The sequence below is a fragment of the Bradyrhizobium iriomotense genome, assembly GCF_030160715.1.
GTDB classification, from domain to species: Bacteria; Pseudomonadota; Alphaproteobacteria; order Rhizobiales; family Xanthobacteraceae; genus Bradyrhizobium; species Bradyrhizobium iriomotense.
This window is the reverse complement of the sequence record NZ_BSOW01000002.1, coordinates 347,506-370,842: the sequence shown is the minus strand read 5'-3', so window position 1 is coordinate 370,842 and position 23,337 is coordinate 347,506. Positions and strand designations below refer to the sequence as shown.

Annotated in this window: 20 protein-coding genes and 1 pseudogene; 7 read left to right on the top strand and 14 right to left on the bottom strand. The window is 60.3% G+C overall.

Annotated elements, in window-relative coordinates:
• Window positions 1–8: 8 nt before the first annotated feature.
• Entirely contained in the window at window positions 9–809 is an 801-nt protein-coding gene (locus tag QQL28_RS03975; RefSeq protein WP_284261327.1) for an acetoacetate decarboxylase, read from the bottom strand.
• Window positions 810–888: 79 nt separating this feature from the next.
• Window positions 889–1,041: pseudogene (locus QQL28_RS03970) on the bottom strand (NAD(P)/FAD-dependent oxidoreductase); the annotation flags it as partial.
• Between the two features lie 144 nt (window positions 1,042–1,185).
• Here QQL28_RS03970 and QQL28_RS03965 point away from each other — a divergent pair.
• Window positions 1,186–1,437, top strand: coding sequence for a hypothetical protein (locus tag QQL28_RS03965; RefSeq protein ID WP_284261325.1), 252 nt, complete (start codon window positions 1,186–1,188; stop codon window positions 1,435–1,437).
• A gap of 404 nt (window positions 1,438–1,841) precedes the next feature.
• Here the strand turns inward: QQL28_RS03965 and QQL28_RS03960 are convergent, their stop codons facing one another.
• From QQL28_RS03960 to QQL28_RS03910, 11 genes are all read right to left on the bottom strand, one after another.
• Window positions 1,842–2,231 carry a cupin domain-containing protein gene (locus tag QQL28_RS03960; RefSeq protein WP_284261323.1) on the bottom strand — a complete coding sequence of 130 codons (390 nt, stop codon included), beginning with the start codon at window positions 2,229–2,231 and terminating at the stop codon, window positions 1,842–1,844.
• A gap of 66 nt (window positions 2,232–2,297) precedes the next feature.
• Entirely contained in the window at window positions 2,298–3,050 is a 753-nt protein-coding gene (locus QQL28_RS03955) for an SDR family oxidoreductase (protein WP_284261321.1), read from the bottom strand.
• A 20-nt stretch (window positions 3,051–3,070) separates the two neighbouring features.
• Window positions 3,071–3,292: a hypothetical protein gene (locus tag QQL28_RS03950; RefSeq protein WP_284261319.1), complete on the bottom strand. Its 222-nt coding sequence runs from the start codon at window positions 3,290–3,292 to the stop codon at window positions 3,071–3,073.
• Between the two features lie 293 nt (window positions 3,293–3,585).
• Window positions 3,586–4,884: an alginate export family protein gene (locus QQL28_RS03945; protein WP_284261317.1), complete on the bottom strand. Its 1,299-nt coding sequence runs from the start codon at window positions 4,882–4,884 to the stop codon at window positions 3,586–3,588.
• 192 nt (window positions 4,885–5,076) lie between these two features.
• Window positions 5,077–5,976 carry a glyoxalase gene (locus QQL28_RS03940; protein ID WP_284261315.1) on the bottom strand — a complete coding sequence of 300 codons (900 nt, stop codon included), beginning with the start codon at window positions 5,974–5,976 and terminating at the stop codon, window positions 5,077–5,079.
• Between the two features lie 17 nt (window positions 5,977–5,993).
• Window positions 5,994–6,413: a DoxX family protein gene (locus QQL28_RS03935; protein ID WP_284261311.1), complete on the bottom strand. Its 420-nt coding sequence runs from the start codon at window positions 6,411–6,413 to the stop codon at window positions 5,994–5,996.
• 1 nt (window position 6,414) lies between these two features.
• A complete protein-coding gene (locus QQL28_RS03930) occupies window positions 6,415–8,289 on the bottom strand; it encodes an amidohydrolase (RefSeq protein ID WP_431309571.1) in 1,875 nt (624 codons plus the stop codon).
• Complete coding sequence (locus QQL28_RS03925; RefSeq protein ID WP_284261308.1) at window positions 8,286–8,570, bottom strand: XapX domain-containing protein; 285 nt, start codon at window positions 8,568–8,570, stop codon at window positions 8,286–8,288. Before QQL28_RS03925 ends, QQL28_RS03930 begins: the two co-directional genes overlap by 4 nt.
• 60 nt (window positions 8,571–8,630) lie before the next feature.
• Window positions 8,631–9,281, bottom strand: coding sequence for a hydrolase (locus QQL28_RS03920; RefSeq protein WP_284261305.1), 651 nt, complete (start codon window positions 9,279–9,281; stop codon window positions 8,631–8,633).
• 465 nt (window positions 9,282–9,746) lie between these two features.
• Window positions 9,747–10,406, bottom strand: a complete 660-nt coding sequence (locus tag QQL28_RS03915) for an SDR family NAD(P)-dependent oxidoreductase (protein WP_284261303.1) — start codon at window positions 10,404–10,406, stop codon at window positions 9,747–9,749.
• 151 nt (window positions 10,407–10,557) lie between these two features.
• A complete protein-coding gene (locus tag QQL28_RS03910) occupies window positions 10,558–11,529 on the bottom strand; it encodes a helix-turn-helix transcriptional regulator (RefSeq protein WP_284261299.1) in 972 nt (323 codons plus the stop codon).
• A 557-nt stretch (window positions 11,530–12,086) separates the two neighbouring features.
• On the opposite strand from QQL28_RS03910, the gene QQL28_RS03905 reads away from it, so the two are divergent.
• From QQL28_RS03905 to QQL28_RS03895, 3 genes are read left to right on the top strand one after another with little or no spacing between them, the layout of a single operon-like run.
• Window positions 12,087–12,728 (top strand): response regulator transcription factor, encoded by a 642-nt coding sequence (locus tag QQL28_RS03905; protein WP_284261295.1) that lies wholly within the window; start codon window positions 12,087–12,089, stop codon window positions 12,726–12,728.
• The gene (locus QQL28_RS03900) at window positions 12,729–13,112 is read left to right on the top strand and encodes a response regulator transcription factor (RefSeq protein ID WP_284261292.1); all 384 of its coding nucleotides are present in this window, start codon (window positions 12,729–12,731) and stop codon (window positions 13,110–13,112) included.
• Between the two features lie 25 nt (window positions 13,113–13,137).
• Complete coding sequence (locus QQL28_RS03895) at window positions 13,138–13,815, top strand: response regulator transcription factor (RefSeq protein WP_284261557.1); 678 nt, start codon at window positions 13,138–13,140, stop codon at window positions 13,813–13,815.
• Between the two features lie 11 nt (window positions 13,816–13,826).
• Here the strand turns inward: QQL28_RS03895 and QQL28_RS03890 are convergent, their stop codons facing one another.
• Window positions 13,827–19,316 (bottom strand): trifunctional serine/threonine-protein kinase/ATP-binding protein/sensor histidine kinase, encoded by a 5,490-nt coding sequence (locus tag QQL28_RS03890; RefSeq protein WP_284261290.1) that lies wholly within the window; start codon window positions 19,314–19,316, stop codon window positions 13,827–13,829.
• 347 nt (window positions 19,317–19,663) lie between these two features.
• Between QQL28_RS03890 and istA the strand changes: the two genes are divergently transcribed.
• The 3 genes from istA to QQL28_RS03875 all read left to right on the top strand — a co-directional run bounded on the left by istA (window position 19,664) and on the right by QQL28_RS03875 (window position 23,327).
• Entirely contained in the window at window positions 19,664–20,974 is a 1,311-nt protein-coding gene (istA, locus tag QQL28_RS03885) for an IS21 family transposase (RefSeq protein ID WP_431309570.1), read from the top strand.
• Window positions 20,974–21,831, top strand: a complete 858-nt coding sequence (gene istB / locus QQL28_RS03880) for an IS21-like element helper ATPase IstB (RefSeq protein ID WP_284261286.1) — start codon at window positions 20,974–20,976, stop codon at window positions 21,829–21,831. Before istA ends, istB begins: the two co-directional genes overlap by 1 nt.
• A 557-nt stretch (window positions 21,832–22,388) precedes the next feature.
• Window positions 22,389–23,327, top strand: coding sequence for a helix-turn-helix domain-containing protein (locus QQL28_RS03875; protein ID WP_284261281.1), 939 nt, complete (start codon window positions 22,389–22,391; stop codon window positions 23,325–23,327).
• Window positions 23,328–23,337 lie beyond the last annotated feature (10 nt).

Sequence of the window (23,337 nt, the reverse complement as noted above, 5' to 3'; positions counted from 1 at the left end):
TGATCCGATCAGCCCGCATTCGCTTCGATGAGGATTCCGGAAGGCGACTCGCGTCGTCGCGCGGTCACGCCCGCGGACAGATAGTCATGCACCACGGTGCCAAGCCCGAGCGTCAGGTCGGCAACGACGTGCTTGGCCGAGAGTACCTGTAGGACCGGCAGCTCAGCGATCGGGGCAAGTGCGTGCGAGTACAGGTCGAGCGCAGCTGGCCCGGTCCAGGCGCCCTTCACGTTGATGTCCTCGCAATGGAAGCGCACCAGCTCGCAAATGCGCGCCGTGCCGTCGACATGCGGGATGATCTTGAGCAGGAAATTCGGAGCGGCGAGTTTCTTTGCTTCGGCAACAGCATCGAGGGGGCGGTGCTTGTAGCCCATAGTGCCGGTCGCGATGCGGACCGAGCCGTAGTTCAACGTACCGACCAGCGTGTCGATCTCAACGGCGAGCTTCGGTTGCGCCAGCTTCTTGGGGAAGCCCCACAACTCGCGACCGCCCGCGATCGGTGGATGGTCGTTGAGGAACATCTGGTGGACGAAACTGCCGGCCTGGCCCTGAAATGATACCGGGATGACCTGACCGCTTTCGGTGTAGTCGCCGAAGCCGGTCGAGTCGGGCATGCGGATGAATTCGTAGTTCACCACGGGATCGGTGATCGCCAGCGGCTCCGGCACGATGCGACGCAGCGCATCAGGATCGGTCCGATACTGGATGATAAAGTATTCGCGGTTGACGAAGCGATAGGGGCCGGCGGGAAAGGCCGGGTTCGCTATTGGCATTGCGAACGCTGTCGCGCGCACGGTCTCGTCTTTCATCGTGGTTGTTCTCCGGAGTGGTCAGAGGTGCACGGGTCGCGCTTCGCCGAGGCAAGCGCGGCCCGTTTCGCGTGAAGGGTTAGGAGGAGCCAGTCACATCAGTGACACGCTCCGGATCAGTCGAGGCCAGCGCTGCGGCACGCTCGGGGCGCGGCGGATAGATCCAGACGGTGTTGACCTCCTGCTTGGTCTTCTTGGCGACCTCGTCGACCATCGCCACGTCGCGCTCCCAGAGCGAAAAACGCGGTGCGATCGCACGGGATCTGTCGATGCTCTCCCAGATCATCTTTTTTCTCCATCCGGTTGGCTGTGGACACCGTGATGACCTATCAGAACGGAAGCGCGGCTGCGCCAGAGCGATTGCCGTACCTGTAGAGTGATTGCTGCCGAAGTCTGCGCCTCTACTCTCCGGCATTTTCTGAGCGCTGCAGCGAAAGCGATCTGCGCCGAATGGCCAAGCGCGGCCGAAATCGAGACGATCGATCATTATGCGCTCGCGGGGGAGCAGTTCGCTTCGACGATCCGGGAGTCCCTCGGCTGTCTGGACAGAGGCCAGAAGTGTTCGGCCACCGACGCTTATTTCGATTCCAGGGAAACAAAGGCGGAGACAGTTAATGTCGCGACCTGAACTTCTTTTCGCGGAGCGGTTCGAAAAAAGCCCGCAGTAGGCTTGGAGGTCGCTCGATGCTGGCAGGCGATCATTAAGTCCATCGACAAAGGGCCGGTGACTGACGTCACCGGCCCAGTGACCCGGCGTCGCGTTTCCTTAAAGCGGCGCAAGAGCGTCTCGGGGGACAGGCGCTCGGCCTCGGGTCTCTTGCATCTCGCGCCGAGGGGCAATCCGGCGGGAGCTGCAAGCTGGCTGAGGCAACCCTTTAGGGATCGCCAATCGGTAGTCTCGCGGCGACATGCCGCGGCACGCCAATAGCTTTAATCGGCTAACCACGCGCGACTTCGTGTTCCTTCCCGCGGTACATCCGACTCCCCGCTTGGACGCGACGGCAATGCCGTTTCAGCAGTCGGGAGCAACAGTCACTGTGCGGGCACGAGCGCTGGTGCGTCCTTGTCTTTGATCAAGAGCACCAGGAATTTTGCCGGCTTGGTGTCGCTTGCGTTCCGGTCGACGACATGGACATCACTGGGGCCTTCATAGAAGGTCTGCCCAGGTGACAGTGTCACCTGTTGCCCACCCTTCAACTGCATCACGACGGAGCCCTCCAGCACGTAGACAAACGCATGTGCATTGTGTCGGTGGATAGCGGTCGACTCGCCTGGAGCATGCTCGACTGTGATCATCAGAGCTTCCCTGCCGGGACTCTCTGGAAGATCCTCAGACATGAGTGACGTGATCTTAGGCTGCTGAGCTGCGGCTGTGCCGGTCATGAGGCACAGAACAGCCAATGCAACGAGTTTGATCGTCATGATCGCCTCTTTCGTTTGTTGCCCGGGGCTCGTTCGTATCGGACTGGGCGTACCTTCGATGCGGAATCAGGCTGCTGCCTGCGAGCGGCGGAGCCACTCGTCGAGACCAATGCGGCCGAGGCGCGCCTCGCCCAATGGCACGAGCGAGTGCTCCTCGACCCGGCTACCGAAGTATCGGGCTTCCGGGTCGCGCACGACCTCACGCGGGTCGCCGACTGCCTTCAGATAGCGGGCGACAATTTCGTTGAACGGCGCTCGTTCTGGGCCGGCGATCTCGACAATACCGTTGCGCGGCGGCGCGAGCGCCACATCAGCAACGTTGGCAGCAACGTCATCCGCAGCAATGGGCTGGAACAGGCCGGACGAGATCCTCACTCCGTTTCCAGCCGCGCTTGAATCGGCGATTGCACGGAGGAACTCCATGAACTGGGTCGAGCGAACGATGGTGTATGGGATGCCGGCGGCCTTGATCAGTTTCTCTTGGGCAACCTTGGCACGGAAATAGCCATTATCCGTCCGATCGATTGCGACAATTGATAACGCGACATGGTGCCGGACGTTTGCCGAGGCCTCCGCGGCTAAAAGGTTGCGGCCGGAGGTCTCGAAGAATTCCAGCACCCGTTTGTCTTCAAATGATGGCGAATTGGAAAGGTCGATCACCACCTGAGTATCGACCATGGCCTCCTTGAGCCCTTCGCCGGTGATGGTGTTGATCCCGCTTTGGGGCGATGCGGGCACGACCTCGTGGCCGCGTTGGCGCAGAATGGCGACGGTCTTCGAGCCGATCAGGCCGGTGCCACCGATCACGACGATCTTCATGCTTTGATCCTCCGTTGTCGTTAGTTGCACTGTTGATGTTTCGCGCGCCACTTCGGACCGGGCCCACGCATGTAGTGCAACTCGGGCCGGTAGCAATCGCGTACGTCCATAACCAGGTTGTAAAGGATGCCTGCGAAGTCGAAGGCGGTCTCAGCCGTCTCGCGGGCAAAACCAGACATTGCGGACCAGCGCGAAAAATCCGACGCGATCGCTCGGGATCTGACGATGTTTTTCCCGATCATCCTCTTTCTCCGCCCGGTTGGATATGGGCACCGTGATGACCTAGCGGATCGGAGTGGCGGCTGCGCCAGAGCGATTGCCATACCTGTCGAGCGATTGCTACGATTGCTGCTAACGCATGCGCCACAAGATCATGCAATGTTTCCGCTCGCCCGGGCTGGGAGCGCTCAATTCCATGGCTTCCTTCAGAACTGCGGGGTATGGGTCCGCAGCGACAGCGAACGCTTCTACAAACGTTCAGTGCCGAAGGTCCTCAAACCTCGCCAAAAAGTAGCCGTTGGACAATGGACCGTGTCTACCATCCGCGCTTGATCTCGACACCGAGATAGTTCGAATCGTGACCTCCAGCATTGCGCAATGCATCGCCGATCTTGAAATGGACGGCCTCGACGGCGAACGAAGTCGCCCGGTCGATGGTCCAGTCGAGCCGAACCTGACCGTAGCTACCGGTATATGCGCCGGGCCGGCCGGCGGTTTTCGGCACGGCTATATCGGGCTGGGTGTAGACGGCGTCGGCCGTAGTTTGACGCCATTGAGCCGCTGCGGCGATCATGATCTTCAGCGACGAAGTCGGGGTCAGTATCAGGGATGGCTTGATGTGGATGAGGTTGGCGTATCCAGTGTAGCTCGCAAGCGTGAAGTAATAGCCGTTGGGAAAAAGCGGATTGAATGTTCCGAAGTTCTGTTTGGTATTGCCGTCGCCGGACGCCGCGTCGAACTGGATACCCATCCTTGGGCTCCAGTTCACGTCGGCGAAGGTGTAGCCGGCGAGTGCCCCGACAGCCCAGGCCTCGATCGGCTCGATGCCGATGCGTCCTGACTGGTTCATCACTTCGAAGTCAAAATCGAAATGATTAGCTTTGCCATTCAGATGGACATCGAAGATATCTCGCCGCTCGTCGCCCGACGCGTTCGCAAACTGCGCATTCGCCTGCGTGAAATTGGCATAGTAGCCGGCGATGAACAGGGACTCGGAAAATTTATACTCCGTCCGTGCCATCCCGAAGGTCTGCTTGGTGACGCTGCTGTAATCATCGAAAATGGTTACGTCCCGAACCTGAACCGGAAGGCTGTAAAAAGTGATGAACCGCCACGGCCCATTCTCATAATCCGCCCAGCCGGCGTCATAGGATTGTCGAACGTTGGGACCGTCGCGGACGGACACGAATCGTTGCAGGTCGAAGGCGAATTGTTGGCGGCCGGCCCTCAGCTTAAGCGTTCCGCCCCCTATAGGCTCGGTCAATACGACGAAGGCCTGCTCTAGATCGAGTTTGTCTCGATCTACCGGCGTTAACATGGTCTTCCACGGCGCGTAGTCGGCCTGAAATTGCACGAACGCCTGTATCTGATTGGCTATGCGGAGATCTGCGTGGAATTCGTTTCGGCTGATGACATAATTCTGGCTACCGTTCGAGCCGGTACCGAAGCCAGCAGCGTTGTTGGACTCGAACCGCTCGCGTGTGCCTGCGCCGAACGAGAGATAGGTGTCGCGATCGGTGTCGGACAACGGTATGTACTTGAATTGGTCGAATGGCTGACGCGGAACCCGCGGATCCGCGAGCACCGACCAATCCTCTTGCCATCTGTTGAACATGATGGCGGGTCGTTGCGGCACAGACGATGGATCGCCCGCTAACATGGGCGAAACTGACAAACAAAGCCCCGCGAGCGCCGGCAGAAGCGCTGCGAGGAATTGTCCTGGTGAACTCGTGATTGGCATCGGACCTGACCATGCTCTTATCGAGCCTAGAGGTTCCCGCCGCGCGACGCAGTAGCAAGGATGCAACTATTTCGCGGCCGCGTGGATTTCGGCGATGTATCCCCCCGGAAACTGCACCATAGCCGATTGCCGATGGTCCGCGGCAAAGGGCTCGACCAGCACGGTGGCGCCTGAGGCCCTGGCCTTGGCGATGGTGTCGTTGAGGTCCTTGACCTCATAGCCCGTCAGTTCGCGCCCATAGGGGTATGCTAGGTGACCGTCCGTGACAAAGACCGTCATCTTGCCGAAGATTGATTCGATGCGAATCCGGCGGAATGAGTCTTCCACCCGGCCGATCTCGATTCCCGGCGCCCGCGCATCATCGGAGACGACCTTACCATGCGAGAACCGCAGGAAGCTTCTGGTGAAAACATCGGCGCGCTCGGGCGATACATAGACCCGGTTCTCCGGGACGGTCTCAAACGCCGCGTAGTTGGGCTTGGTCGTGTGCCAATAGAGCTGCATGTTGATCCCGCCTGGCCACTGGATCAAGACGTCGCGACCGATCGGATCGGGGAAGGTCGCCACCAGCACATCGGCACCGGCAGCCTGCGCCGCCTTCACCGCGGCGTCGATATCGGTCACGAGATAGCCGGTGCGCTCCGCACCAAAGGGATAGGGGATCGGCGTCTTGAAGCCGAACAGCGAGACGGTACCTACCGGCGTCTGCAGCAACTGCGAGGTGGTGCTGCTCGGCGTAGGCGTCACGGTCGCCACCACCTGTTTGGTACTCTTGCCGCCGAAGGTGGCGAGGAAGCTTGTCACGAACCTGTCGACATCGTCCGGGGCGACATAGACATGCGTGGTGTCGTATTGCGCGCCGACGCCATAGACGGTGTTGGCGCCGGCGTCGCGCGCCTGCGTGGCAAGCGGCATGACGAGGCTGGCGGCGAGCAGCAGGCTTGCGAGATGTCGGCGTGCGGTCATGTCGATCTCCCTGATCGTCAGGCGGGTTTGCTGGTAGCCTGCGACACGAGGACGAGTCCCGCGATCAGGCCGAGATGTTCGAAGAAGCCATTGAGGGCCATGAAGCGGTCATGGCCGGTCATGGCCCAAAAATTGTTGGCCGTCAGCATTGCGACCGCGGTCAGAACACCGAGTCCGCCTGCGCCGAGCCAGACCCAGCGGCCGGCCAAGACCAGCGCCGAACCGACGATCTCCACGACGATGACCACGCTCGCCCAGAGCCAGCCGGGGTGCAGTCCGAAATGCTCCTGCTCGGCGATCGCGCCAGCGAAGTCGAAGAGCTTGCTGAAGCCTCCGATCAGATAGGCGGAGACCAACGCAAGCCGCGCCAGAGGCCATAGCGACGGCCAGAAGAGGATCGCTCCCACCCAATGAGGCGTGTCAGCTCGCGCGGCCATCTCACACCGCCCAGCAGGCGCAGCCGAGCGCGCCCCAGAAGCTCTTGAGGTCGGACGTCGGGATCCTGCTCGACCACGCCCGTGCATGATCGTGGCCGTGGACGCCGCAACTGTTGGAGCAGCCGCAGAATTGCGCGGCCTGGATGCATGCGGCGCGTGCCGGCCCTTTCTCGGCCCAGGCGCCATAGCCGCCAAAGGTCCGCGCCGGCGACCAATCCGGCATGGCCGGTGGCGGCGTGGCCTTGTCGAAGGATGCGAAATCGCCGGCGCCGTAGACGATCTTGCCGCCGACGATCGTGAGATCACTGGTCGTGTCCGCAATCTCGGCCTCCGAACAGGAGAAGTAGTCACGGTCCGGCACCATCAGGTCGGCGAACTGTCCCACCTCGATGTGGCCCTTCTTGCCTTCCTCGTTGGAGAACCAGGTGACGTTCTCCGTCCACATCCGCAGCGCCGTCTCGCGATCGAGGCAATTGCGCTGAGGCGTGATACGTAGTCCGGCAACGGTGCGGCCGGTGACCAGCCAGGACAGCGACACCCAGGGATTATAGGAGGCTACGCGGGTGGCATCGGTGCCGGCGGACACCTTGACGCCCTTGTCGAGCATCTTCTTCACCGGCGGTGTCGCTTCCGCAGCGCCGATGCCGTAGCGCTCGACGAAATATTCGCCCTGATAGGCCATGCGATGCTGTACGGCGATGCCGCCACCGAGCGCGGCGATACGGTCGATCGATTGGTCGGAAATCGTCTCGGCGTGATCGAAGAACCAGTGCAGGCCATCGAGCGGCATGTCCTGATCGACCTTCTCGAACACATCGAGCGCGCGCGAAATCGTCTCGTCATAGGTAGCGTGCAGCCGCCACGGCCATTTGTTCTGCACGAGGACACGCACGACCTCTTCCAGCTCGCCTTCCATTTCCGGCGGCATGTCCGGCCGCGTCACGCGGAAATCCTCGAAGTCGGCGGCCGAGAACACCAGCATCTCGCCGGCGCCATTGTGGCGGAAGTAATCGGTACCCTGCTTGTATTTTGACGTGCTGGTCCAGTTCAGGAAATCCTGCTTCTCGCCCTTCGGCTTTTGCGTGAACAGATTGTAGGCAAGGCGAATCGTCAGATGCCCTTCGTCGGACAGCTTCTGGATGACGGCATAGTCCTCCGGATAGTTCTGAAAGCCGCCGCCGGCATCGATCGCACCCGTGACGCCGAACCGGTTCAGTTCTCGCATGAAATGCCTGGTCGAGCTCACCTGATAGTCGAATGGCAGCTTCGGACCCCTCGCCAGCGTCGCATAGAGGATGTTGGCGTTCGGCTTGGCGAGCAGGAGGCCGGTCGGATTGCCCTTTGCGTCGCGCACGATCTCACCGCCAGGCGGCTCGGGCGTGTTCTTTCCATAACCGACCGCGCGCATCGCGGCGGCGTTGAGAAGGGCACGGTCATAGAGATGCAGGATGAAGACCGGCGTGTCCGGCGCAGCCGCGTTGAGTTCGTCGATGGTCGGCAGCCGCCTTTCGGCGAATTGATGCTCGGTGAAGCCGCCAACAACCCGTACCCATTGTGGTGGCGGGGTGATTGCGGCCTGCTTTCGCAGCATCGCCATGGCATCGGCCAGCGACCGCACACCGTCCCAGCGTAGCTCCATGTTGAAGTTGAGGCCGCCGCGAATGATGTGGAGATGGTTATCGATCAACCCCGGCAACACCCGCCTTCCTTTCAGGTCGATGATACTGGTCGAAGGACCGGCCAGCTTCATCACCTCCCTGTCGTGAGCTACAGCCATGAACACACCGTCCTTGATGGCGACGGCGCTCGCGGCCGGGTTAGAGCGATCCAATGTGGTGAAAAGACCGCGATGAAGAATGATATCTGGAGTGCTCATGATGCCTTCTCCGCGGTGTTGACGGTTGAGGCTTCGCCGCCGGCATGCCGGCCTGGTAGCATTCCGAACATGTGCGGCGCACATTTCGCCTGCCGCCAGGCCGCTGATAGCCCTGAGCCGGCCATGATCTGCTTGCTGACCGGGATCGCCTGTTCGCCGACGAGGATGCCGAGCAGGCCCACCAGCGCCACCAGCGGCGGGGCCGGCGATCGCACATTGAGGAGGCTGTAGATCACGCCGACGAGGATGCCGGCACCGAGAGACAGGACGTAGACCTTCATGACTCTCTCCTTGTCGGCTGCTCTCTCCGCCGGCGCGTATCGATGCTTCGCCAAACCTTGTCAGGCTGCCTTGGCGCCGCCCTCCGAGGCGTGCTCGCCGAGCGCCCATTTCGAGAAGCGGACCTGGATGCCGTAGGGCGAGTGCGCTCGCAGAATGTCCATAACGCCTTCGTAGGTCTCCGCGCGCGCCCAATCCTGCTGGAGTTCGAAGACATACTGACAGGACGTGATCGGGATAGCGCCGGCCTGAATCGCGCGCTCCATCGAGCGGTTATGCGCCTCCATCGAGAGATCGCCGCAGGCATCGGCCGGTATGTAAATCTCGTAGCCCTCGCGCAGCATGTCCAGGGTTGGGAACATCACGCAGGCCTCGGTCCAGAGGCCGGCGATGACGAACTTCGTGCGGCCGGTGGCGGCAACCGCCTTGCGGAAGCCCGCATCGAGCCAGGAGTTCATCGAGGTACGGTCGATGATGTCGTGACTGGGAAACAAGTCCGTGACTTCGGGCATGAAGGGACCGGAGAAGCTGTCCTTCGCGACTGTGGTCAGCACCGTCGGAACCTTGAACAGCTTTGCCGCCTTTGCCAGGACCTGGATGTTGTTGAAGACGACCAGACGATCGTGCGACTGCACGCCCTGGTACATCGCAGGCTGATAATCGATCAGAGCGATGGCGCTATTCTGGGGAGTCAGCATTTCAAGCTTTGACATGATGGCGTCTCCTTGATTTCCGTGATCGATATCGTTTGTCAATTGGTGCTGCGGTCTTGGACGGAATGACCCTCGCGCTATCGTCCAGCTCTGCATGACGTCTGTTGGACCAACGTCTTTCTGTGCCTAAGGCTGTTTGTTCAGAAAGCCCGAAACGCGAGGTCTCAGCTCAATCTCTGTTGCTGGCTTTCGAAGCCGGGCGTGTCACCGGTCTCGATTCCTTTCTAAGTTGCTGTTTTCTCCATCCGGTTGGATGTGGGCGCTATGGTGATCTAGCTGATCGGAGCTGCGACTGCGCCAGGGCGATTGCCCTACCTGTAGAGCGATTGCTGCCAACACTTGCGACTACGCCCATCGCGCAGGGCGATGCAGGTTCCGCGGATTTGAAGCGCAGCCATGTCCAAGTCTTCTTGCCGGCGGGACCCACATTGGCGTAGTTGGCAACGCCCTGAATTGCTTCCATCGTCATGCGCTCACCGGGTAGTTCGCTTCGACGGTCCAGGAGTCCCTCGGCTGGCTGTACAGATGCCAGAAGTGTTCGGCCACCGATGAGGCTTCCTTCGATTCCGGGGAAACAAAGGCGAAGACAGTTACTGTCGCAACGTGAATTCCCCTTTCCCGGAACGGTTCGAAAAGTCCGTGAGCCAAAGCGCGAATGCCGGCCTTGCCGATGCTGACCGAGAGATAGTCCGGGCTGGGAGCGAGTGCGAAGCCACCTCCGGTCAGCAGGATCGTACCGGACTTTTGGTCTTCCATCTTCGGCGCGACAGCCTGAGCGGCGACTAGTGCTCCGCCGATGTTCACAGCGAGATCGCTGTTGAAGCTGTCGCGCGGCTGTTCAGAGAGGGTTGCCTTGCGTGCCGATGCGGCGTTGTAGTGCAAGACGTCGATTGGGCCGTGCTGCTTCTGAACTTCAGCGACCAGTTCTGCAACGCTCTTCGGATCGCTTGCGTCCACTCTGCGACCGTCAGCCTTGTATCCTTTTGATACCAGCCGTTCGGCCAGCTCTCGCGTCTTGGCGATCGTCCGAGCGGCCAAAACCACTTGGAAACCTTCTTTGGCAAAGCGTTCAGCGGTCGCGAAACCCATTCCCGGGCCCGCTCCGATGCTGAGAAATGTCTTCATTTCTTGTTTCCCCTTCATGGCTGCACATGAAATTTTGGTGTCGTTGCCGAAACCATCCGCTCCACGGTGCGAAGCATTGGCGCTTTCCCGTCGCGGCTGCCGAGCCAATGATGCCATCAACCATTCACCGGGCCAGCATCGGGCAAGATGCTCATCGCATCTGTCGTCGCCAATCGCTCGGGCTCTCGCCAGTTAGCTTCCTGAATGCCGCAGCGAAGGCGGTCTGCGAGGAATAGCCAAGCTCGGCTGCGACCGAGACGACCGACGTATCGGTGTTGCGAAGCATGTTCATGGCCTGCTCGAGCCGGTACTGGCGCAGCCAGGCATGCGGCGACAACCCGGTGCTTTCCTTGAAGGCACGGCAGAAGTGAAATCGCGACAGGCCAGCATCCGCGGCCAGCGCGGCAAGCGATACGTCCGCATCGCTGTCCGAACGCAGGCGTTCAATGGCACGCCCCAGCACCCTGGGCGACAGCCCGCCCATGGCCGGCCGGAACATTGCGGGGGAACCGGCGTACGCCGAGAGCAGGCGGGTAGCCAAAAGATCCGTCAGTTGGTGCCTGAACAGCGCATCCAGCGCCGCGGAGCCTTCAAGGGCGTCGGCCGCACTCAGCAGCAATCGGGATGTAATCGAGTCGGGATGCGCAGTTCGTTCCACAAGGTCGCCAGGAGCGGTTGTGCCGGCTTCCTGGGCAACGTGATTGAGCGTCGTTTGGGGAAGATAGAGCTGAAGGACGCTCAAAGGCTGGTAGATGTCCCATCGGGAGGTTGAGCCGGCCGGAATGAGCGTCACGGTTCCGGGGCGCGTCATTCCGTTCACCTGCGCTTTCCCGTCGCGGCGCTCGAACCGCACTGGCTCGGCGGGAAAAGCCATGATGACATGATCGGCCATGGGCTTGACCACGTCGTGCAGGGGATCATGCCTCCAGAAAGTGATCACGCCGCTGGATGAATCCGAAGTCCTGCGCAGTGGCGCCGTCTTGAGCACGCGCGTCATTTCCGCATCGGCGTGAGGTCGCTCGGCAATCTGGGAATTGGTTCGGCTCGCCTGAGAGTTGTCCTGGTCCGCCTCGGGCGCAGGCGGCGGCTCTTCTGAACGATGGCGAATGATTAGCTTGCTCATGCAGCTCTCCTCGCGCGCCAGGGAGGTGAAAAGTCGTTGCCTTACCTATGCTCGCAAATGCCGCGCGGCGGTATCGTACGCTCTGTCGGGTGTCACTGGTTGAGCAGGCAGGTCGACCTGTACTTTGGGATAGAAATGGCTCCAGGTTTATGCGCTATTGCGCGCCCAATCGCGCGAGACACTCGGTCAGCCGTCGGCCCGCGAACGCCCCCGAGCCGAACTTGGTTCGGCGACCCCTCCCTCATAGATTTCCATTACATGCAGTGTGGATCGGCTCTGCTATTGTCACTGCTGAGTTTCAACTCGAGGCGCGATGATTTCGACGGATCAGGACGTTGCAGTCCGCTAGGAGCACCCCGTGACAAATTTGGGCTTTCCCCTGAAGCGAGAGTCTCGGCTGGTAGAGGAGAGCAAGTCGGGGCAGGGGTGGCCGGTTGATCCAACCGGGCCGCTTGTCTCAATCATCGAGTCAAACAATGGCCGGTTGTGGTCGATCAACAACCAGCCGAGTGGAACAAGTCTCATCTTCACGCTGCCAATCCAAGCAGGGGGGCGGCATGAGCCCCGATAAATTCATCGTCTTCATCGTCGATGACGACGCTCGCATGCGCGAGTCGCTATCCGATCTCTTGGAATCCCTGGGCTGGCGATCTGTAGCCTTGGGGTCGGCGAGCGAATATATGTCTTACACAAGGCCCAATTTGCCGGCCTGCCTGATCCTGGACGTCGAGCTGCCGGACATCAACGGCCTGGACTTTCAAAAGCAAATTTCGCACGGCGACCACCCCCCCATCGTTTTCCTTACCGGGCATGGCGACATTCCCTCGTCCGTGCGCGCAATCAAGGACGGCGCGGTCGATTTCCTGACAAAGCCGTTCACGGAGCGTGATCTGGTCGATGCGATCCGATCTGCCATTGAGCGGGATCAGGCGCTTCGGCAGGAGCGCGCGGAGTTCGAGACGCTGCGAGAGCGCCTCGCCAGTCTTACGCCCCGCGAACGCGAAGTGCTTCCCCTGGTGGTCAGCGGGCTGCTCAATAAGCAGGCGGCGGCGGAACTCGGCATCAGCGAGATTACCCTCCAGATTCATCGAAGCAAGATCATGCAGAAGATGGAGGCGGCCTCGCTCGCCGATCTGGTGAGGATCGCAGAGAAACTTCAGATTCCCATTACTCACTCAAGACGAGCTGGAAACACCTGAATGCCACTCCGAACCTTCAGCATTGCCGCTGTCGATGACGACCATCGGCTTCTCGAATCCCTGCGGGATCTACTTGAGTCGGCGGGCTATTCGGTTCGGTCGTTCAAATCTGCCATGTCATTCTTGGAAGATGATACCGCGCTATCCGAGTCAGACTGCATCATTACCGACATCGGCATGCCGGCCATTGATGGCTTTGAATTAAACGAGTTGGTGAAGGAGGCGCGTCCCGAATTGCCGGTCATCTTCATCACCGCTCGGCATGAGATAGCGGATCAACAGCGGGCGGTAGCCCAGGGAAGTCATTTTTTTCGCAAGCCCTTCGACGGCCAGGCGCTGCTTGCTGCGATAGGTCAAGCCTTGCAGAGCGGAGATGGAGGCTAGTGACATGCCAAATGATCCACAGGAAATGCGCCCGGAGCGTCAACGGATCTCGCCGAAGAGTCGCGTCGAACGAGACGAACGTCCGCTCGTTCTGATCGTCGACGACGATGAGAGGGTGCGGACGGCGCTGCAGGAACTCATGATGTCGGCAGGCATCGATTCCGCGTGTTTTGAATCAACACGCGAGTTCCTGGACTCAGAACTTCCGGATCGGCCTGGGTGCCTCATCCTTGACGTCCGCCTGCCCGGATTGAGTGGTCTTGATCTTCAGAACCACCTCGCCATGAGCGATGATGCCAAGCCCATCATCTTTCTCACCGGACATGGCGATATCCCCATGAGCGTGCACGCGATGAAGGCAGGGGCGGTTGATTTTCTCACCAAACCGGTGCGGGACCAGACCTTACTCGACGCAGTAGGTGTCGGCATCGCAACGGATATAGCACGGAGGGAGTCAGCGCGGGTCGTCAAGCGTCATCTGGAACGAGTTGCCATCCTCACACCGCGCGAGCGCCAGGTCCTACGCGAGATAGCGAATGGACGCCTGAACAAGCAGATTGCGTTTGATCTCGGCATCACCGAGACTACGGTGAAGCTCCACCGTGGCAACGTCATGAGAAAAATGCAGGCAGCATCGGTTGGAGAAATCATCCGCGCTTGGGAAGCCCTGCCTGAGGGACTACGCGAGAAGGAGACGACCTAGACCATGGTCAGTCAGGCCGCTCTCTCGCCGCCAATGGGTAGCGTGAATTGAAAAATGGCGCCCTGTGGCACATTTGCCGTCGCCCACAGCCGCCCGCCATGGGCGTCTATAATCGATCGACTGATCGACAGCCCCATGCCCAGGCCGTGAGGCTTGGTCGTATAGAAGGCATCGAAAAGATGTTCGAGGCTACTCGGATCGAGGCCCGGACCTGAGTCTTGCACAGAGATCACGACGTGCTTCGTGTCATCGTCGCCGGATCGAACCAACAATACTCGCAGGCCTTCGCTAACTCCATTCATCGCTTCGATGGCATTCACAATTAGATTGAGAATCACTTGCTGTAACTGGACGCGGTCAGCCAGAATGACCGGTACGTGCTCCGAGAGTTGGGTCTCCAACGCTACACCATTGCGTTGCATCTCGCCGCGTGCCAGCGCAATGACTTCAAGTATTGTCTCGTTAACATCGATCCGATCCTTGCGCGGCGGTGCTTTGTTGGCCAGCGCGCGTATTCGGCCGATGATTTCGCTGGCGCGATGACCTTCTGCAATCGCCCGCGTGGCAGACCGCCTCGCTTCCCCGAGCTTCTCTGCATCAAGCCAACGTAAACAGGCGGTGGCACTAGTGACCACAGAGGCAAGCGGCTGATTAATTTCATGAGCGATGGAGGTTACCAGCTCTCCCATAGTCATGACCCTCGCGACATGAGCCAGTTCTCCCTGCGATTTGCGTAGGGCATCTTCTGCCTGCTTGCGCTCGGTAATATCCATTATCGCGCCAACATACTCGATGTCTCCTGATTCATCTCTTATGGCATTTGCGACAACATGAACGTACCTAACGGATCCATCAGGCAGAAGAAATCGGTGTTCAAAATCAAGATCCGTCCCGTTCTGAGTCGTGCGATCGAGCGCGTCTTGCACGGAGGCGACGTCTTCCGGATGAATTCGTGCAAAAATCAGTTCAAGCGTTGGCTTCGTCCCGCGATCATAGCCGGTGATTTGATAAGTTTCCTCCGACCAGACTATTTCCCCAGTGCCAAGGCGCCAGCCGAAACTGCCAGTGTGACTTAGTGTCTGCGCGGCCTTCAGGTAGGCCTCCATTTGCTGTGCGTCTCTATACAAACGTGCATTTTCCAGCGAGATCGCCGCTTGCGAGGCTAGAGGTTCAAGTACCGCTATCCGCGCCGAGGTAAATACGTGGGGCGTCAGGTTGTTCTCCAGATAGAGCACGCCAATGAGTTTGGCCCGATTAATCAAGGGTAGGCACAGGATGGAGCGGGCGTGATGCTCACGGACATATACATCGGAGGAAAACGGGTTCTCGGCTGAGGCATCGTTCAGAATAACGCTCTCCTGAGTGCGCACGACATAATGGACGACCGACTCCGGTAGCCCAGCGGGCGTGATGCTCGCTTCTCGCGGACTCACGATGATGGCGTCACCGCTGGTGGTCGCTTCCGCCGCTATTTGCAAATCGTCAGCCCGCCGGAGGATCAACACGCCTCGTTGAGCACCGGCGTGCTCAATCGCCGTGCGCATCAAACGGTCGATCAGCTTTTCCAAGACCATCTCGCCCGAGACTGCGTGCGAGACCTTTATAACGGTAGCGAAATCGAGCTGCTCGATCGGCGTGCTGATCGTCGACGTGGCATGCGGCAACGCCGGCTCTCCGCCTAGGTACCCGTAGAGCCGATCGAGCTGGCGTACCTTGGCGTCGGCGCCCCAACGGAGGTAGCAGTGACGCGCGTTGCGCAGGTAGGCGTTGGAGATCGTCTCGAAGCTGCGCGTCGCGTAAAACCGCGCGGCGAGTTCGTTGGCGATACCCTCGTTCTGAATAAATCCGTGCTCTCGCGCCGATCGAATGGCTCCGTCGTAGAAGCGCATGGCGTCAAGATCGCGCCCTTCCAGCCGCGCGATTTCGGCGCTGACCAATCCGGCGCGGTTCGCAAAATTTGAGGGACAGTTCTCTGTCCACACCGTGAGTTGCCTATGGTGGTTAAGGAGCGCGTCAAAATGCTGGGTACGCTCCTCGCCATTCGCAGAATCACAGGCAGCCGCTCGCGACAGTGCGGCGTAGAAATGATAATCTGCAGCCTCCAAGAATGACCGTGTCGACCAAAGCAGGGCGGCAGCTCGCGCTGCCGCGTCGATGCCGGCTGGGTAATCTTGCGCTAGCACGCAGGCCTGCAGCTTGTGCATCCAATACGTGCACGTGCAGAGTGCAAGAGGCGGGTCTTCCTCGAGGTGCCGCTCGAACCAACTGTCGCCGTACCCCGCGTTGTCGGGCGAATCGAGATCCAGCGACGACCCACGAAGAGAGCGAATCAGCATGAGTTGTGCGGTGAACCAATCGACGGCGAAACCGAACCGCGCCTTGCGAGCAATTGCGAGCCCCTGTTCCGCTTCGCGATGTACCTCCTCGAGCGGTTCTCCCGAGACCAGAAGGTTCGTGATCAGATTCTTGAAGCCGAAGATCGCATAGGTCAGATCGCCACTCGCGTTCGCCATTTCGAAGCCACGCCTTATGAACGTGCGACTGGCCGACAGGTCTTTCACCCAGGGAACGGCGAATGCCCCAAAAGATGCATAGACCCGAGCTTCGAAACGATCCAAGCCGCGCTTCGCGACGAGATCGCAGGCGAGCTGGCCGAAGCGCAAAGCCGTCTGGTAGTCGCCGAAACGGAATCCCAAGACCCGATTAATGTGGGAATAAGCATAGCACGAGGCATCATAGTTGCCGTGCTCGAGGCTGAGCGTAGTCATGCGAAGGACGACCAGGTCGTACAGATTGCTGTCAGTGAGCAGCGTGGGTGCGAACAGATTCGAGAGAACGTCCATTGTTGCGCGATAACTCAGATCGCTCATCAACGGGAGATCAATGAGTTGTTCGATCGCTCGGCTGTCGAGTAGTTGCCGCATCCGCTGGAGTTCTTGACGGACGTCCTCCTCCGATGGTTGCGGTGACCATTCGATGCCGACATGGCGAAGATATTCCAACCCGACCTCTATGGCGCGATCGGGCCGGTCAAGGGTCAGGTAAAGGGCCAGACGCAACCGCGTGACAGCGGCCCTGTCGACCACAGTTGCTGCGCGTCCGAGCAGGGCCAAGAGGTGTTTCTCTGCGAGGGCATATTCGCCGGTCAGAAACTCACATTCGGCACGCTGCATCTCCAGGGCGAATTTGAGATCCTGCCGGTATTCCCAGCCGTCGTCTTCCAAAAGTGCGGTGCCAGCGACGAAATAGCGCAGCGCCGAAACGTAGGCCGTCGAGGCTTTCGCTCGCTTGCCCGCAATCAGGTTAAACTCCGCCAACTGCTCTTTCTCCCCGCGTGAGCTGATCAGGGCGGCGCCGCGGTTGAGCTGATTGACGATCTCGAAGATTCCCTCTTCCCGTTCGCTAGGAGGGATGTGCGACGCCAATAGCCTGCCGATTCGGAGGTGAGCCTCCGCGCGCCGTGCCTCCGGAATCAGGGAATAGGCTGCTTCCTGAACGCGGTCGTGAACGAAGCGATACGAATCTTTTGACTGAAAGACAAATCCTGCGCCAACGGCTTCGGCAAGTTGGGCATGCATTTTCTCCATTGAGTCCTGGTAGACTAAGTGTAGTGCCATGAAGCCCGCGCTGTTACCCAAGCAGGCTAACTGCTTCAATGCGTCCTGGGTCTGAGGGGCGAGGCGGGTCAGCTTCCAAACCATGAGATCGACCACATTGTCGGTGTACCCCTTGGCGTGAATGCGATTCAGATCCCAAGACCATCGTCCTTTGACCTGATCAAAGGTCAGCAAGTCTTGTTCAAACAGTGTAGAAATAAACTGGATCGCAAAAAAAGGATTGCCGGTCGTTTTGTCATGAACCAGTTCTGCGAGCGGTCCAGCATGCTGCGGTTCACAATGAAGAGAATCTGCAATCAACTGCTCCAGGTTTTCGCGAGTTAGAGGCGCGAGTACGATGTCCTTCAGTAATGCTCCGGCGTCGCGCATGGCTTGCAGTTTGCGCGGCAAGGGATGGGTCGGGCCCACTTCATTGTCCCGATAAGCGCCGATCAACATCAAGTGCTTCACGTCCGGCTGTGTCAGGAGCTCCTCAATCAGGTCTAACGTCGCCGCGTCGAGCCATTGCAAATCGTCGAGAAACAGGGCCAGGGGATGTTCAGGACGCGCGAATACACCGATAAATCGACGGAATACCAGATTGAAGCGGTGCTGGGCCTCTTGTTGTGGAAGTTCAGGAACCGGCGGCTGCTCGCCGACAACGGCCTTTAGTTCCGGGACCAGATCCACCATCAGTTGTCCGTTCGGGTCTAGTGCCTCACGAAGGGCACTGCGCCACTTGCTCAACTCTTCTTCGGGCTTACTCAGAAGCGGTCGGATAAGGCTTTGAAAAGCCTGCGCCAGGGTCGCGTAGGGGATATCGCGCTTGTACTGGTCGAATTTGCCCGATGCAAAAAGGCCCCGCGGAGGAACCAGCGGTTTGTGCAGCTCATTGACGACAGCGGATTTGCCGATCCCGGAATAGCCGGAGACCAGAACGAGTTCGGGCTTGCCGCTCTTGACGACGCGATCGAAGGAGGCGAGCAAGGTATCGACCTCGCGCGCTCTCCCGTACAGCTTCTCTGGTACCAAAAGCCGGTCTGGAGTGTCGTTTTCGCCAAGCGCAAACTGGCGGATCCGCCCATGTAGGTCAGATTCGGCGAGACAGCGTCGGAGATCGCTCTCGACGCCGGCCGCGGTCTGGTAGCGGTCCTCGGCGGTCTTGGCCAGAAGCTTCATCACGATCGCAGCAACTGGAGCCGGAATTCCATTCGTCCGCTCGTCGGGCGGTGCCGGCTGCCGAGCGATGTGGCAATGGATCCACTCCATGGGATCCGAGGCTGTAAACGGAAGCGTCCCGGTGAGTATCTCGTACAGCGTGATGCCGAGCGAATAAAGATCGCTGCGCGAATCGATAGACCGATTCATGCGACCAGTCTGCTCAGGTGCCATGTAGGCAAGCGTTCCCGCGATGATCTCTGGCGGCTCGGGTGTTCGCCGCTCACGCGGCAGGCGGGACGCGATACCGAAACCGACCAGCCACAGGTCGCGGCTCTCGATGTTGACTAAGATGTTGGATGGCTTGACGTCTTTGTGAATGAAGCCGCGGTTGTGTAGACGACCGAGTGAAACAGCCAAGCCTATCGCAACGTACAGAAATGGCTTCAAATCCCAAGGCGTCCCAATCAGTCTTGCAAGCACTTCGCCGCCTGGGTCCTCGATTAGTAGTGCAGGCCTTCCATCCCGAGACTCCAGTGCCACGGGTCGAGCCGCCCAAGCTGAATCCAACTCGTCCCGAAGCGCATAGGCATGATTGAGTCGCGCCACGGTTTCCATCGTTGGCTGAACCGATGCAGGTGTGCTCACCAGAAGCGAAGAGTGTTTATCGCGCGACACACGCCGGGACAGGACAAATTGCTCATCCTCCCAAAGCGTCTCGACGATATAGTTCGCCAGATCTGTCACATCTGAAACTCCTATGGAAATTGATCATCCCACGTTGGCGAACCACGCCAACCTATTCGAAAGGCTATGTTTGGACCAGTATGATGATGCCGGCAGCCGGCAGTCTTCAGCCTTCAGAACGAAGCAAGGGGAACCGGGTTCCCAACACCTGACGGGCGATCGAGAGCTTTCCATAGGGTGCGCGAAGCCATTCTCAACTCGCACTCGTAAGCCACGGGACAAAAACGGCATTGCCAGCGTGAGCGAGAATAAGCTTGTCTGGCGCGTGGCTGTCGCGCGCCATGGAAAACTGCCCCCTCGGCGTCATGAGGAATTGCCCCCTCCTTGGATAGCCGAGGAGAGAGCGAATGAGAGAGGAACGAATCACGGAAGGCTCATCGTGGATTGATCCACGGGGGCAGGTGATGAAGACGCCGGATGACGTGGCGGAGATGTTGCGCCTGAGGGCGTGCGGGTGGGGTCTGAAGCGGATTGCGCGCGAGCTGGGCTGCAGCCATCACACGGTAAAGGGGTACGTGGCGGCGGGCGGAGTGAGGGTGTTCAAGTCGCCTGATCGCCCGAAACGGCTTGATGGCCTTGAGGGTTGGCTGCGCGAGAGGTTCATTCGGCATCGCGGCAATGCGGATGTGGTGCGCCAGGACCTGTTGGCCGAGCAAGGCGTGGCAGTCAGCCGGCGAACGCTGCAACGCGCCGTGCAGCCCTATCGCCAGGCGCTGAAGGCCGAGTCGCTGGCGACGACGCGGTTCGAGACGCCCCCTGGCCGGCAGCTGCAGATCGATTTTGGCGAGCGTCTGGTCGAGATCGGCGGGGTGAAGATCAAAGCGTTCGTGTTCGTGGCGACGCTCGGGCATTCGCGACGGCTGCATGTGCGAGCGTTCCGAGCCGAGAAGCAAGAGCACTGGTTCGCCGGGCTCGAAAGCACGTTCACGGCCTTCGGCGGCGTGCCGGAGGAAGTGCTGATGGACAATCCACGCGCGCTCGTGGTGCGCCATGACGCGGTGAGCCGGTCGGTTCAGTTTAATGACAAGCTCATCGCGTTCGCGAAGCATTGGGGCTTCCGTCCTCGCGCCTGCGCGCCGTATCGGGCGCGCACGAAGGGCAAGACGGAGAATGGCGTCGGCTACGTGAAGAAGAACGCGATCGCGGGGCATTCCTTCGCGAGCTGGGAGGCATTCGAGGCGCACCTCGCCGCGTGGGAGCGTGAGGTGGCGAACGTGCGGATCCACGGCACGACCGGCGAGGCGCCGATGGTTCGCTTTGCGCGTGACGAGGCACACCGGTTGAAGCCGCTCGGCGGGCAGCCGTCGTTCGGATCGCTGCGCGAACTGGCCCGCGTCGTCAGCAACGATTGTGCCGTCGAGATCGACACGAACAGCTACTCGGTGCCATGGCGGCTGATCGGCGAGCGCGTGGCGGTGACGGTCGCGGCTGGCGAGGTGCGCATCCGCCACGGCATGCGCGAGGTTGCGATCCACAAGCAATCGCAAGGTCGCCGGCTGCGGATCGTCGATTCCACCCACCTCGACGGTGTTGCCGGTCGCAATGGCGTGGTCTGCCGATCGGAGATTGCGGCAGCAACGGTGCCGGGGTCGTCTCCACCGCCCTCGCTATTGCGTCCTCTTGCCGAATACGAAGCAGCGATCAGAGGGAGCTTCTGATGGCGCGCACAAAGAAGGCTACCGAGGCACCAATCGATCGGCTCGAGGCCATGCTGGCGCGATTGCAGCTCTCCGGCATCCGCGACCAGCTCGACAACCTGCTCGACGAGGCGGCGCGCGCCAACCTGTCGGCGCGTGAGACGCTGATCCTGCTGTGCGAGCGCGAGATCGAGCGCAAGGATCATCGCCGCATCGAGATGGCGCTGAAACTCGCACACTTCCCGGCCGTGAAGGAGCTTGCGGGCTTCGACTTCGAGGCGCAGCCGTCGATCGATCCGAAGCAGATCCGCGACCTGGCCGCGTCACGCTGGATTGCCAACGGCGAGAACGTGCTGCTGCTCGGCCCGCCGGGCGTCGGGAAGACGCACTTGTCGATCGCGCTCGGGCGAGAGGCGATCCTGGCCGGTTACACGGTGCAGTTCATCACGGCGACGACACTGGTCGCCGGCCTCGCCAAGGCGCATGGCGAGCGGCGCCTGGACGAAAAACTGCTCGCGCTGGCGAAGCCAAAGCTGCTGATCGTCGACGAACTCGGCTACCTGCCGCTGGAGCCCGACGCGGCGCATCTGTTCTTCCAGCTGGTCAGCCGCCGCTACGAAGCCGGCGCTATGCTGATCACGTCGAACCGCAGCGTTGCCGAATGGGGCACCGTGTTCGCCGATCCGGTGGTCGCAACTGCGATCCTCGACCGTCTACTGCACCACAGCCACGTGCTGACCATCCGCGGCGATAGCTACCGGCTCCGCGCCAAGCGAAAGAGCGGCCTCATCCAGCCGCCCGCCGCTGACGGCCCTCCGGTCGGCTCCGCCTCCCTCCGTCCCGTCAGCGGCGGAGCCAACCTTCAACCGACATCATGAACCCGAGGGTAGGGGCAGTTCTTCATGACGCAGAGGGGGCAGTTCCGGATGGCGTTTGACAGCGTGGCTCGCCCTTCCAGATCGAACGGATGCGTTGGCCGTGGGGAGATGCGTCTTGATGGCGCATCGGCCGCACTCCCAGCACTCGGACAATCGCGAGATTTGCGGCTGACGAAACAGGTCTCCTCGGGGGTCAGCAGGCCGGACGGACCGGTACGGAGTTGTCAGATCGGTTTTCGAGACCGTGAATTTGGCGATGCGCAGTAGCCGTCGTTGTCACGGTTAAACGTCGAGCAAGAGACGGTTGGGCGAAAAACTCCATCAACGTTATATCGACGCCCCAGCTGATTATGCGGACGTCCTTCGCGATAGCGCGTATCCCGTCCGTACTAGCCCAAGGTACAAATCAACCTATCCCTGAACCCAGCTAGACTGGACTTGCTGCACGATACCGTCCTGCCGCGGATGCCATCATGATTGCGCACCGTGCCGCCTTGGCGCACGGAGAGGCCCCTGCGGGGAATGATCGCACCGCCTTCCTGACGGGAGGACAAGCTATGAACAAGCCAGTCCTGCACAATTCTTTCGAGGCTCTACCTGTTGCGCCTAGCGCGCGCCCCATTGACGTGCCCATCGCCGACCATCGCCCTGATGCCGAAATGGCGCGAGTGCTTAGAATCGCGCCACTTCGCATGGCCTCGGGCCCGTCCGAGGACGCGGTCGCGCGTCGGAAGCACGGCGCCCTGCATGACGTTGTCAAGCCCATGGTTGATCACGTCGTCTCATACCCCTCAGGCGTGCAACGGCAGGAGCGACGCGACGGGAATTCAGTTGCGAGTGGAACCGCGCGTTCCGGCGTGGTGACGATAATTCCGGCCGGCTCGTTCGCCCGACGGGATAGTCCCGGACTAATCGACGTCGTCCAACTATATCTTACGCACACGACACTCGAGCGAGTAGCACGCGAAGCCGATCACTCCGGACCAGACGATCTCCTGGATCGAACAGCACCGGACACCATCATATCCTGGCTGCTCCTGAATGCGGCGGATGTCCTCGAGGGTAACGAGGCTCTGGATGCCTTGTTTAGGCAACAGCCCTCTGATCTTCTGGCCACGCATGCCGGCGCGCCAACCACTTCACAGCCGATCACAGGGGGGTTGTCGCCGATAAAGCTGCGCCGCGCCCTCGAACGTTTGCGATCGAACGGCGACGCCGATGTCTCTCTCTCGGCTCTGGCTTCGGATGCCGACCTGTCGCGCTTCCACTTCTGCCGCGCCTTCAAGGAAAGTACGGGGCTTTCGCCTCACGCCTGGCTGCGCCAGCATCGGCTCGAGAAGGCCATGAAGATGTTGCGTGACACCGATGAATCGATCATGTCAGCAGCGGTGGAGCTTGGCTATGCCTCGCAATCTGCATTCGCTGCGGCGTTCAAGCGACTGACAGGCGAAACGCCGAGCGATTGGCGACGGCGCGCGCGTTGTCAGTGCAATTAACGAAGTGCCT